Below are 13,980 nucleotides of genomic sequence, written 5' to 3' on the forward strand. Positions count from 1 at the left end.
AAAATTAAATGCATGCAGATACATTAAATATAGTAAAACAAGCGCTTATGCTTGTGGTGCAACTCTCGATGCCTCCACTAATGGCAGCTTTAACCTTCGGCATTCTTATTTCTTTAGTACAAACATTATTTCAAGTGCAGGATCAAACTCTCCCTTTTGCTGTAAAATTAATTGCAGTATCTCTGGTTCTGGCTATGACCGGTGCTTGGATTGGAGGTGAAGTGCTCAATTTATTAGGGATGGTCTTTGGTCTTTTGCCCGACATCGGTAACTAGTAAATGACTGAGTTTGTCGATATTTTGTTTCAATTATTTGTTGCAATGTCTTTGACCATGCCGAGGGTTTATGTCGCCCTTCAGTTTGTGCCTATATTTTCTAAAAATAACCTACATGGAATGGCCAAGCATGCGGTTATATTTGCTGTCTCACTCCCCATTATTATAGGTAACTATATTAGAATTAGCAGTGACGCATTCGCTAATATTTTTTTCCCTCTATATGTTGTTAAAGAGCTGATTTTAGGCTTTACAATAGGTTTTATTCTAGGAGCGCCTTATTGGGTATTTCAATCCGTAGGTGTCATGATTGACAACCAGCGCGGCGCATTATCCGGTGGTTACTTCAACCCTGGTGCAGGCCCAGATTCTTCCATGTTAGCTGACTTCCTCACCAAGGCGCTGGCAATAGTTATGATTGTCACTGGAAGCTTTGCTTACATGTTTGCTCTAATTGTTGAAAGTTATACATTGTGGCCAACATTAGAGTGGTTTCCGCTCATGTCCCCTGATGCGCATACCGAATTCATCTCACAATTCTCCCGGATCATTTACTTTTTTGTTCTCTATGCTGGGCCAATTATCTTGGTATTATTACTTGTTGAAGCTGGGTTTGCTGTTTTGGGAGCTTATAGTCCTCAAATGCAGGTATATTTTATGGCAATGCCTGCAAAGAGCCTTATTGCGCTCATAATTCTTATTATGTATCTATCTAATCTTTGGCATATAGGTTTTCAGAATCTATCGGGAATCGATCAGATGCGCCAGTCACTTATCAATATTTGGGGCATGCCAAAAAGATGAGCGAATCGTCAGGAGAAAAAACAGAAGAACCCACCCCGAAGAAACTGGAGGATGCTAGAAAAAAGGGGCAAGTTGCTCAGAGCCAAGATATAAACAAATTATTTACTACCTCTGTTGGCTTTGAGATGTTCATCGCGATTCGTGAACATATGATGAATACTATAGAAAATATGATGTTACAGCCATTGGCTCGACTTAATGATGATTTTGTTTTCGCTGCATCTTCTGTGGCGAAAAGCGTACTACTAAATGCTCTTACATTATGTTTACCGGTACTCGCTGTAATTATTGTCGCCAGGTTTTGTGCCGCTTGGGTTCAGTTTGGTTTTTTAATGTCGCCTGAGTCTGCAATGCCGAAACTTTCGAAGTTTAACCCTATAAGCAACGCTAAAAACTTAGTATCTCCTCAGAAACTGATGGAGTTCTTTTTCAATATTGTAAAGGTCATTGTTCTTACATGTGTTTTTTATGTAATTGTGAAGAACTCAATTCATCAAATTGTTCTTTTTCCAACAGGTAACTTAACCTTTTCATTGGATGGTGGTGCTGACATTCTCACTATCATTCTCAGAATTTGTTTAATGATATTTCTGATCATTGCCGTAGTTGATTTTATGGTGCAAAAGCATTTCTTTATCAAGCAGCAGAAAATGACAAAAGATGAAGTTTTCAGAGAATTCAAACAAATGGAAGGTGACCCTACAATTAAAGGACAGCGTAAACAATTGGCTCAGGAACTCGCATCGGGTGATGGCGGTGCCGTGGAGCAAGCCGTACCGGATGCAGATGCCGTTGTCGTAAACCCTACTCATTTTGCCGTTGCAATCTCTTATAAACCCGGAGAAACCCCCCTACCTATGATTTTGTGTAAGGGGTATGACAAAAGGGCTAAAGATATAATTAAAGTTGCGAGAGAAAATAATATTCCCATTATTCGTTATGTTTGGTTAGCAAGAACTTTATATCGTAGAGGGAGGGCCGGTAAATTTATTCCGCGCCCTACTCTTAGACCTATGGCAGCTGTATTGAGAGCTATAAAAGAGATTGACGAAAACGATAACGACAACCAAATTCATGAAATCGAAAAATTCGATAGTTTTGATAAAAATAACCTTCCTTAAAATTTTGCGGCATGACAAAATTTTCTTACGGGCGCCACCTCAAGTAGATAAATAAATAGGAAAATTTACCCTAAGACTAGCTTGAGCTAGAATCCCTGCTAGATATTAGTTTAACAAAGTTAAAAATGGAGATTTATCACTTAGCCAGAAACGATAATTTTCTGTAATGACGAAAGCAATTGTGTAAAATATAGGATATGTTATGTTCAACTTTATAGCTTTGAGAGTGAGGATGAAAGGGTACAATTAAAGTGACAGGTTATTTAGCGGTAGCTTTGTATTATCGTAAATATGGTTATTACACGCTTTAACAAGAGTCTAATTGCTTTTTTTTAACCTAGATTGATTAATTAATGTGAGCTGGTTCTTTTTTGTTACCCGTAGAAACGATATATCATTCAAGCGTATTTGGCGAATTCTTATTAAGCAGTAGGTGACTTAGAGGACATAATGCAACAAAAGGTGTATTTATATTATTGTGCTAGTGCAAATTCTAATCACCTTAGAACTTTGACTTGTAGTAAGAATTCGCTTTGAATTTTTGGTTGCTTGTTGATTATAATTTTTCCGATCTAAAGCTCGTCACTGGATTATCTGTCTAAAAAAAAGAAAAGCCTTAGTACAAAACCACCGAAGCTTTCTTCTCTTCTCCACTATATTTTTATTACCTTACCCATTAAATTACTAGCCTATAGCTATTATTTAATTTCATCGATAATCAAAAATAATATATATTCAGATACAGAAAAAACAGGCTTAAGAAAACTTAAATTATTGCCGCAACTGTACGTTACTTAGTCATTAACAGATTAGTTATTTTTAAATTGAAACAATAAAAGCTGGCTCATTAAAAGATGTATTGTAAAGGCATTAATAAGGTTTTATGTTTTATCACCCTAATTATGTAATTACTAGATGAAATTTTGGTGACTGCCCTGCAGTTAAACCACTCGATTCTAATTTTGAATTTATATAGTAGTCGTTCAATAAATCTTATTATCACAAAAATGATACAGTGATCTATTAAAACTAATTTTTCTGTTTTTTTTAATATAAACTCCATCCTCTAATTTACTTCCACTTTTAATAAATAGAGTTTTAATACGCTTCTAATATTGAAAATAATTTTCAATTAGTTCGCACCAAAAATAAGCGTATACAATTTGATACAAAAAAAACTCTCATTAAAGTAATAAAAGGAGTAAATTATGAAAGTGTGTTCATCATGGATAAGAGAGCGAGTGTTATTTCTCTTCACTCTTTAGTTAGTGATTATTCCATAGAGAATAAATATTGGATCGATATTAAATATTTATAGGCGTTGATTGGCTATCTTAATCAGATGCTCTAAATAGTATCAATAGATGAACATGGTATGATTTTTGTTGTGATAAGTATTATATATAGTGCATGTAGAAACTTAGAGTAAGCTGATTTAATTCTCTAAGTTATGCAATCAAAGATTCTAGATATATAAAGTGTTAAGTGACTAAAGAGCGTAAGTGTCTTTTAAAGAGTTTAATAACTGATTGGATAGGACATTGATTTTTTGTCGCTTAAATCATCTTTCGTGTGAAGCAGTCAAATAAAAGAGTTGAATATAATATGAGCCTGGTAAATGTGAGATTAGAACCCAAGCGCGACAATACCGAAAGTATTGAGAGTATTATAAGAAATAATACCGTGTATTTGCGCAGATTTATCGCAAGGAGAGTTAAGAATAAATGTGATATCGATGATTATATGCAAGCGACATTGCTGGAAGTCATACGTTCGTATAACAGCTTTCGTGGTGAATCTCAGGTAAAGACGTGGTTGTGTGGTATCGCTTACAACGTCATTCGTAATGACTTAAAACGTAAAGAAAAGAAGCCAACAGTATTGCTCGAAGAGATGTCAGCAGATATTGACTCACTGTCTTGTGCTAGCGCCTCATGCCTACCAAAAGTGAGTGATCCGGCCGATATTGTCGAATATGATGAGCAAATAAGCCATTTGCATACAAAACTCGAGTCGCTGCCTCAGAAGATGCGAGGTGTTGTTAATTCTCTAATAATCGAAGGCAATAGCTATCAAGATACGGCAGTCACATTTAACGTTCCCCTTGGAACTGTTCAGTCGAGAATGGCAAATGCGCGCAAAATATTGAGGACAGAGCTGAAAAGGTAGCTAATTACCTAGAAAACTGTGCTTATGTGGAATTGTATTCATAGTAGAGTACATAATTACTAAGAGCTACCGAGTTACCAACTATTTAATTGATGATATATCTATAGCTAATTTTTTGTTATTGATCGTCTTCAGATATATATTTACGTTTGATAAAAGCTTTATTTTTATATGATGTTGTATACCGAGTATTTTGACCATTCAGTTAACCTTTATTATCTTTTATTTAGAGTTATATTGAAGTATTAATTTTAAAAGATTGTAATCTCCTATATTAGACTTAACATTTTCTGGTTCATGCTAGAACGTAGGGAAATCCACTGACTTCGCATTACTTATCTTATTTAGCTGTACTCCTTATGCTCTCTATTGGTTTTTGAAAGTTATTGTATTTTTAATAATACAAACAGACGTTAGTTAGCAATAACTAGGCTGTTCCAATTTTATAGAGTATTTGATCGACATATAGATTACAGCTAAGTCTATTGTCGCCGCATTATAGTATCTTTTTAATCGAATTTATTGTTTTAAGTGATTTTTTTACGGGTTACTTATTATACCGATAAAAACAATATAAAGATAAAAGATGTCAGCTGTTAACTATACACCTACAAAGTCTTCTTAGATTTTTCGCGTGACTCTTACCGAACTGCTTAATAAATCTCACCACACACGAATATATTAATTAATTTCAGTTAATCTAAGTTTCTAGTGATTTTTCCTGAAATGATTATTTATTTTCTGAATGTACCAAAGTGTTTTTAATCACAGCTTTTATTTGTAACTAAGATAGGGAAAAAGCATATGAACCTGATAGATAACTTGGTGAGCTATAATAAAAAGCAAGATCTCTTGCCTAGAGAATTCTCACATCAACCCAAGCCTATGATAAAGAAAGGAGGCCCAATCAGAATCAAGGATGACTCAAATGGCAATATGCCGATGTTCAAAACCTTTAGTAGCAATACTAAAGGCTCCATACCCATGACAAGTGGCACTTCTGATGAAAATCTTGAAACTTTCAATGCATTCATTAAAGCATTGATTGCCTTTGTTAGTGGTGAAAAGAACTTGCGGAATGAATACGGTAACCTTTTTCAGAATTCACCTATTGCTGGTGTCAACCCTGTGGGGGCAAATAGACCTGCGGCACCAACGCCTGAAAATTTGAGCCAAGGCCAAAAAGATAAAGCTCTGAAAAATCTTATCAAGCAACACCCTAAAGGATTAGATTTCATGAAGCATTATGATATGAAAATTCATGGGCCCCTTACGGAAAAACGCCTTGATGAGCTAGGTATAGATAAGAATTTAGGTAAACACGAGGTTGCTGCCGTAGGCAGTAGTAAAGGCGCTAGTGTCGATGTTCACGAGGAGGGTAAAGGTAGCAAGAAAGGGGATTACAAAGCGATACAACAATTACTTTCAGACAGAAAGAACAGGGAGAAAAACGGTATATTTTTGACTGATGACCAAGCAAGCGCGGTAGCTAGAACTCTAGCGAATCGAGGAGGAGATGCCTCTAACGTTGTTGATCAGATTAAGGATTTACACAAAAAACATCGTAAAGATCCAGCAAAATATCAAGCCGCAGTATCCACATATCTGGAGAAGAATGGCGCAGTAGATATGGGAGATGAGCAGCGTTATAAGTTAATGAATGCATCATTAACCGGCTCAAAAATACATGTGGAGCCGCCATCCATGTCGCCTGAAATGCAAGCTGAAATGGCTGGTATTATGGAGGAAAACAAAGATAAAAATAAAAAGTTCAATGGTATCCAAGGGTTAGATGGCCGCGTTGATTTGAGCTTATTTGAAGAGTATACAATTAAAGGTGTCGATAAAAAAACAGGGAAAAAAGTTGAAATAAAGATGAGTAAGGATGACATTGCCGCGGCTAGGTTAGAACCAGGTCGTTTACAGAACCTTAAAGGTAGAGATTTATCAAACCTAAAAAATGTGGAGATTGATGGTAAAGTCAATGATACGGGAAAATGGGGTGTGACTCGCAATGTTAAAGTTAAGGTAAAAGATCTAAATAAAATATTTGACCCTAATGGCAAGAATAAAAAAGGCGAGAAGGCAACTTTTGCTGACTACGAAAAGAAAAGCTTCTGGAGTAAGTTATGGGGCGGAATAAAAGGCGCTTTTAAAGGCGTGTGGAATGGAATTAAATCTGTTGCCAAAGGTGCATGGGGCCTAGCCAAAGGCGTCTGGAAAGGCGCGGCAAACTTTATGAAGGGTGTTGCTACCTTCGACTTTAAAGGTGCGTTTAAAAATGGTTTCAATAGTGTTTTGAGCGGCGTTAAAGATGCTGCTACCGGAGTTGGTAAAGGTGTTAAAGAGGCAACTTCTGGTCTCGTTAACTACTTTAGCTCGACAGTTGGTGCGTTTGGTGGCGCTATTTTCGGCGACGATTTTGGTGATAAGCTAAAGAAAGGCTGGGATTTTGTTGGTAATACCGTGGCGAATGTATTCACCGCTCCAATAACAGGTGCAGCCCAATTAACTTCGGGTACTGTGGATCTGGTCAGAAGTAACTTCGATCCTAAAAAAATAGGCCAAGCTCTAAAAGATATGGGCTCGGGAGCTATAGACGTTCTTGGTGCATTCACTGGAGGTACCTCTGCAATGGCTAAAAGTATCTTTAAGAATGGCATAATGGGAACTATGAAAGCGAGTTCTAGGAGTATTCGTGGTCTTAAGCCTATAGATGATCTAGCCGCAAAAGGAACTGGGTTAGGAGGTAAAATTACAGTTGCCGATGTATTTAGGCATCCAAGTCTATTAGGCGATTTTATGAAAAAACAAGCACCGAAAATTGCTATGAAATCAGCGCAAGATGCGGCGCTAGAAAATGACAAGGTTAATGCCTATTTAAATGATTTATATGCAACAGGGGAAGGTATTCAGAACGAGATCTACGCTAGTGGTGAAAATATTAAGACGACTGCAAGTGATAAGCTATATAGCTAGTATCGTCTATCTTTCCGATAGTATCTTATACAAGGCTTTTGTGCATTAACTTTTTCAATCTGGGAGTACTTCTTATGGTACTTCTGGATCTTACCCTAAAAACTATCCATATCAATTTTCTATTGTAAATGTATGCAGTAGAACTCTTATACATCTATGTTTTTTCTTCCCAGAAGATCACCTACTTATGGCGGGTTCTTGCCGGTTTTAATAAGGTGATACTATGAAATATTGCTAAGTCTTGGCACTTAGTTTTTTATAGCTGTATTTTATTTTTCCATTTTTTTCCAAATTGAAATAAATTGCGTCAATTGGCTTTCTATTGCTGAAATTGTGAACTTTAGATGTTCAAATATTACTAATCAGTAAAGGCAAAATACATTCATTATCTTTTGGTTTCGACTATGAAAAGCTTAAGTTACTTTAGTGGTGAGTTTTCAGAAAATAAGTCATCTACTAAAAAGTATTGGCTCAATATTATTCTAAGGTTTCTTAATGTCATATTCTTGACTACTAGTGCTATACTTTTCGTGGCAGCTGTCATAGCCGTTCTATTTAGTACCTTGATGTATCAATTAGAAATTTTAAGTGGCTTCTCATCAAGTTGGCTCACACTGGTAAATGATTTTGCCATGTTCTCAATTTTTATTTCATCTCCAGCCGCCTTGTTGTTCTCCTTTCCTGGTTTTTTAAAAGGCCATGAGATAGAAAAACGTGCTTCTGTACGATAATACAGATTTTTGATGACATTTTTTTAAATTAAATTTCATATATTTAATATGTCTGCTTACGATAGAAAATATATAAGGAATATATAACAGTGTCAGATATAAATTTATCTTCTACAAGTATTAATTCTTATGGCGTGGGTAGTGAAAAAAATGATGCGCTAAGTCTTGCAGAAAGTAAAAGACCTACCACGCTTGGCGATAGTCAGTCTATCGAAAAGGAAAGTATTCGTTGGGAAGAGGATGACCGCACTATAGAAGAGAGAATCGAAGATGGTCTTGAAGAAATAGACGTTTCTACTGCCGAGGAATTTCATAACGAAGAAATTCTTGCAAAAGATGGGAAAATGGAAAAATTGAACACAATTGTTACCGCTGCCTGGATAACAACTCCTCAAAAATCAGATAAAAATAAAGAAGAAAATCGTATTGCTGAGGATGCCATGGTCAGAAGCAAGCGATATAACATCTTAAGTGAAATACTCTATATTGGTATGGCAGTAATACTACTAACGTTATTTTTCCTCAGTTACTACTTTAAACACTATGATTATGATATAGAAGATAACGAATTATTTATCAAGTTTTCAACTTTGCCTAGGAAGTACCTCTATTCACATGAGGAGGGTTCGACAGAGGTAATTGGGCAGCGTCAAAAAAGTGAAATACATAAAAATAAAAATAAATCGAATAATAATTAAACCCAAAAGGTTTGCACATTTATTAACTAAATAAAAATAATTAAATATAATCTTAGTCAAATAGTTTTTTGTGGTAGCAAGTTAAATTTTATGGGTATGAAGTCATGGCGTAAACGTTTACTACAAAAAGGCAAATAATAATAATTTCAGGAAGAAAAGAGTTTTGTGTGTCCCAATTTTCATTATTAAAATCAATATAAATTTACTTGCCAAGCAAATAAACAGAACACAATATTGAGATAGAAAATATGAGATCTGGCACTACTCTTCGTCACCTTTTTAGAAGCAACAAAGCTCAAGAAAATTCGCCACGTGAGGCCAAACTTGATACTGGCAAACCATCTATGATGGCGCGCTTGAGGCAGAGCCTGAGGCGGTCTAGACCGGCTCAACCTGTTATGCAGCAAAATGCAAGCGGGAACAAGCAGAATACTTCTACTTCACTTCTCGGTGAGCAAATTCAAAGAGATCCTGCAAGGTTTGGTTTTTCATCTAGAATACAGGCATCTCAAGTTGCTCCTAGCTTCGACGGTAAAGTTTTAAATTATGATTTGAGTAATACTCCTGGGCCTATTGACAGAGATCCTGCCCGACCACAACGACCTTCGTCTTTTTTGCCTGCCCAAGCGGAAACGCAGCTACCTCCAGGTGCGTCCTCCTCCTCAGTATCTTCAGCTTCATTTGTTGCTGCCCAAGCAGAAGCTCAACTTACACCGGTAAGTACTGCTCTTACACGAATTCCTGATAGGGAAAGTGGAAGCTTTTTGGTTGATGGATCGAGTAAAGTACTGCTCTCCGATGTTGAAATGTTATTTAACAATTTGGCGAATAGTGTTAAAAACAAAAATCCTACCCTAGCAGTTAAATTGAGCGAATATGCTGATCAGGCGCGCTCTGATGCGCGAAGAAGTGATGACCCTAGTACTGCAACTATGTCTATAAAGGAAACGAAAGATTTATCTAATTTATTTGAGAATCTAGGAACACAGCTACCAAGTAAGGGTTTACGTGATACGGTGAAAGCACTGGCAATAACCACTAAAGCATCAGCATACATACAAGCTAAACCCTTAGTCGAGCAGAAAATGAATAAAGAAATGGATTTTCTAAACGATCCGGGCTCAAGTATAAACACCGATGTGAATGTCGAAGGGCGTCTTGGTTGGGATATATTGTCGGGTCTTATCACTGACGTGTTCCAAGTCGGACCTGAGGGGAAATTTAAAGGGACTAGAGCTACAGTACTGTTTCCGGAAGATGAATCACTATTTATTCGCGCTACAAATGCTTCTGGTACTGTAAATGTGGGTGCTAAAGCGAAGCTCACAAAGGTTTTTAATGTCAGTGCTAATCCAATTAATTATAGCTATACAAAAGCTATGAGGAACGACGTTTATCTTAGCACGGAGCACTATATAAATGAGGAAGGCTTTCGTAAAGCAAATTACAATCTTTCGGAGCTTGAGGAGCCTAGCAAGAAGGAGAGTGATAATCCGGCTGACAAGAAATCCAGAAGAATAGGAGCAAATGATTTTAGTGTAGTAGGAAGAGTTAAAAATGCCGCGGGCCAACTTATGGGCTTAACTTCAAATGCTCCGGTTACAGAAGGGTTGCAAGCCATACAGCGAGAAATAAATGGTATAGACCCCAGAAATGAGATGAAAAACTATGAAGAAGTTTTGCAGGCTGCGGTAAATGCAGAGTCTAGAACAACTGAACTCCTTAAAAAACATTTAGGAATTGATGTGGGCAATAATTCATTGGGCGCTACTGCTCCAATAAGAACAACTCCTGTTGTTGGTAAAGTATCCACACATAGTTACAGTCCTAATGCCGCAGCTAATATTAATATTCCAGGTGCTGCCAGCTTCGGTTTTGGAGCAAGTGGAGTGCTTGCTCAAAAAACGAAGGTGAGGATCGAGGTGCAAGATCCTTTAAGTGGTCTTCTTGCTCCTACGGAAACTTTACCTGATTATATGAGAGAAGCACATCAAGCCCGTCAGAAAACATTTCAAACTATGGAAGAAAATGTTAAACCTTTGTTATCCCGAATGCTTGCAGAGCGTTTTCCAAATTTAAAGGATGCGAATGGTGACTCTTCTGATGCAGGAGTTCAGAATCTATTATCAAAAGCGAGTCCTCAGCAAGTTATGGATATAATCGAAAAAGAGATTATTCCTGACATGGATACCTATACGGATAGTGTATTAAAATATGATGATGGCGATAAAAGCCAGGCAGCCACTATGAAAGCTATGGAAAAAAAGTGGGGTGTAGAAAAGGGTGGACGCCAAGGGTTTTTACAAGCGATTAATATTGGCTTGATGTCGGCGGCTATGAGTATTAGAGACCAACACTCAGTGGATGGTCATGGTAATAGAATTGATCCAGCAAAAGAGCGGGATTATAAAGAATTTAAAACAAAAATCGATGCTGCACTTGATAGTTTTAATAAGCCTAAATTCAAATATGATAGAAGAGCCTTTCAAGATGGCTTATCTTTTATGAGAGTCTTACCTATCGATATCACATCGAAAAAAGGAGAATTTAACTTTTCTGTTTCTAGTCTTGGTCAAGGAGAAGGCCCAATTAGCGGTTTAACGGGGGGAGGTAGCCCTATTAAAGTGTCGTATGAAGCTGCTAGGTTTGATCATTGGAGCCCTTATCAATCAGGAACGTTACACGGTGTTAAAATTGATCTGCCCGCAGGTTTAAATGCTGGGTTTGCAGCTGCAGGTTTTGAAGAAAAACTAAAAGAGTTGGGTGTTACTCAATCATTAAGCACTATTTTACAAAGTGCAAATGTTTCTCTTGGTGCTAATATGCCGAAGGTAACGATCCATCTCCAACATTTCGATCCAGACTTCCGTAAGCAAGAAGATTTTCCTGGTGAACCACTTAAGATAAAAGATTTCACACGAACAAATGTGACAGTAGGTGCTAATGCTGGAGGCGGCATAAATGTACCTCTTGTAGCATTGGGTGTGCCAGCTCCCGGCGCTTATGTTGGGGGTAGCATCTCTGGTGGCGCTTCGGTTACCAAAATGGCCCATGAGTCGATTGGTAGTGATTCATTAAGCTATACTATGAAACGAGGCAGTCGAATGATAGAACGTGGTCGCGCGGGTTTGTTGCCTGACTCACAAGAAACTGGAAAAGTAGATAAAAGTAAACAGCTACCTCAGTTTTTACAAGCTCAAAAACCTAATATTATCAATTTCCTTGTCAAGATGGCTGACAAGTCTAGTAACCCATTTCTTGAGGCTTTCCTGGTACATATTCCCGATCAGTTAGAGAATCGCGCGAAAGATATTTCGGAACTGATGGATAATCTTGAAACAGATAATCAGTTAAATCACTTTTTTATTAATACGCAGAAGCAAGATCTTAAAGAGCAACTTGAAACTTTACAGCAAGCTAAGAAGCTTGTGCTTAATCAAGAGCATCATTTTGATACCACAGAAGCCCATGAGCGTATAACTCCGGAACAGATCTCCGACTTGACCAAGCAGGTGCAAATAACTGTGAAACAGATCGTCGCGCGTGAAGGTAATGATTATCGAGCTAATTTGGAAACCAAAAATCGTAATGAAAATTTAGGTTTAAGTCCTGAGCAAATTGAAACAAAAGTTAAAGAGAGGACAGATACTCTAAATAGATTGTCTAAACTATCTAATGAAATGGTGCTAGAAGCAAACAATAATAATATTCTGCGTGCAAAAGCCAACGAGTTTGCTTCTATGACACCTAAACAAAGAGAAGAAAATTTCGATTCACTATTAGTTCCTTATATTACTCTCATTAAGGAGCAGATGCCTTATATGTGGCAAGGAAATGAATTGAAAAACTGGGTGATGGGTAATGAGCCAAGTGAACTTTTATTTGACACAAGAAAGAAAGATTAAAGTAATACTGTATAATCCTTTACTAGAATACTGAGCTATTGATAAATAATTTAGCATAGATAAATATTCTTGTTATATATTGATCCTTTGGGGTTGTAGTAAGCAATATTGAAGATTTACTACAATCTCAAATTTGAAAAAAGGTTGCGGTTTTTTGAATAAAGATAGTGTATGCCTAACTTAATGGAAAAATACAATAAAATTATTAAGTAAACAAACACCGTTACCGGCAAAAAGCCATGTCCCTGACACGATAGTCGGTAGTTGGCAACGGATGATAGTATACTCTCATTTATTCCTATATATTGATACTGGCCAATTTCTGTTTCATATGTATGATATATCTTACATGCTGTAGTTTTTCTTATTTTTTTGATGGTCAATATTATACTTAGCCGAAGTTTATACGATTATTTTGTTCTCAATTGAAATAAGCTTTGCTAACTCTACCCCTTTAGATAAAAATATTTTTCCCTCGATAAATTGTAAGCGCTTTAGCGTCTCTGATATGTTCGCTTAAGATATTTGTCTTAAGTTTTAATCCGCTTGTATTTATTACGATATAGCGATAACGGACTTACAGATCTGGGCTCTGCTAATCGATATTGATGACTGTCTGCAAAATGACCTTGTTAGGAAAGCTCTGGTATGTTTGACACTTGTCAAGTGTTTGCTCTTGTAATGAGAATATTGGCGAATAGGCGAGATATTGTCTGGACTTATGCCCTATGAGTTCTATAAGCTTCTATGCTCTATTACTCCAAATGAATATAAGTGCGGAACTATAGTTCATGGCCAATTCTTCAAATCTACTACCTCTGTCAGCTATTGGTGAGTTTATCTACGATGTAGAGCGACACCTAGCCTCTTCTGAGCGGTATTTGCGGGAACTAAAAGCTATGGAGGATGCCGATGGCTTGACTATGGAAAATCAGCGTTTGGAGCTGATTTTTCGTAATAATGCCAGTACTGAACAGAAGCTTCCGAGTTTTTCTGTGCAGTTAAACTACTGGAATACTTTGGAGTTGTCGGCTAATCAGAAGTCAGAGATTAATGCCTTGTTCACCCAGGTTAAGCGCCTTTCTGTCGTTAATTCCAATATTATGCAGCAGGTAAAAGCGTTACTGCGCCTCTATGATGAATCGGAAGCGATGGCGCAAGAGTTGATAGATAAACTGATGCACAACCCGGGAAACTACTACTAGCCTTTGAGCCTATTAATAGGTTCGAACATGGATAATGTGGATATATTCCCTACGGATAAGGCTTTATACTTCGTTATAATCATTAAAGTTGAG

The 13,980-nt window shown here is 37.0% G+C and carries 9 protein-coding genes; all 9 read left to right on the forward strand.

Annotation, left to right across the window (positions count from 1 at the left end; translation table 11 throughout):
• Positions 1-8 precede the first annotated feature (8 nt).
• The 9 genes from sctS (at position 9) to BVC89_RS03505 (ending at position 13,887) form a co-directional block, all read left to right on the forward strand.
• Positions 9-275, forward strand: a complete 267-nt coding sequence (gene sctS, locus BVC89_RS03465) for a type III secretion system export apparatus subunit SctS (RefSeq protein WP_086929868.1) — start codon at positions 9-11, stop codon at positions 273-275.
• 3 nt (positions 276-278) lie between these two features.
• Positions 279-1,079: a type III secretion system export apparatus subunit SctT gene (sctT, locus tag BVC89_RS03470; protein WP_086929869.1), complete on the forward strand. Its 801-nt coding sequence runs from the start codon at positions 279-281 to the stop codon at positions 1,077-1,079.
• Positions 1,076-2,200 carry a type III secretion system export apparatus subunit SctU gene (gene sctU, locus BVC89_RS03475; protein ID WP_086929870.1) on the forward strand — a complete coding sequence of 375 codons (1,125 nt, stop codon included), beginning with the start codon at positions 1,076-1,078 and terminating at the stop codon, positions 2,198-2,200. Before sctT ends, sctU begins: the two co-directional genes overlap by 4 nt.
• Positions 2,201-3,805: 1,605 nt before the next feature.
• The gene (locus BVC89_RS03480; protein WP_086929871.1) at positions 3,806-4,369 is read left to right on the forward strand and encodes an RNA polymerase sigma factor; all 564 of its coding nucleotides are present in this window, start codon (positions 3,806-3,808) and stop codon (positions 4,367-4,369) included.
• Between the two features lie 804 nt (positions 4,370-5,173).
• Positions 5,174-7,348, forward strand: coding sequence for a phage tail protein (locus BVC89_RS03485; RefSeq protein WP_086929872.1), 2,175 nt, complete (start codon positions 5,174-5,176; stop codon positions 7,346-7,348).
• 404 nt (positions 7,349-7,752) lie between these two features.
• Positions 7,753-8,079, forward strand: coding sequence for a hypothetical protein (locus tag BVC89_RS03490; RefSeq protein WP_086929873.1), 327 nt, complete (start codon positions 7,753-7,755; stop codon positions 8,077-8,079).
• Positions 8,080-8,168: 89 nt separating this feature from the next.
• Positions 8,169-8,777 (forward strand): hypothetical protein, encoded by a 609-nt coding sequence (locus BVC89_RS03495; RefSeq protein ID WP_086929874.1) that lies wholly within the window; start codon positions 8,169-8,171, stop codon positions 8,775-8,777.
• A 248-nt stretch (positions 8,778-9,025) separates the two neighbouring features.
• The gene (locus BVC89_RS03500; RefSeq protein WP_086929875.1) at positions 9,026-12,682 is read left to right on the forward strand and encodes a hypothetical protein; all 3,657 of its coding nucleotides are present in this window, start codon (positions 9,026-9,028) and stop codon (positions 12,680-12,682) included.
• Between the two features lie 791 nt (positions 12,683-13,473).
• Positions 13,474-13,887: a hypothetical protein gene (locus BVC89_RS03505; protein WP_086929876.1), complete on the forward strand. Its 414-nt coding sequence runs from the start codon at positions 13,474-13,476 to the stop codon at positions 13,885-13,887.
• The last annotated feature ends 93 nt before the right edge of the window (positions 13,888-13,980 follow it).

The sequence above is a fragment of the Agarilytica rhodophyticola genome (assembly GCF_002157225.2).
GTDB lineage: Bacteria > Pseudomonadota > Gammaproteobacteria > Pseudomonadales > Cellvibrionaceae > Agarilytica > Agarilytica rhodophyticola.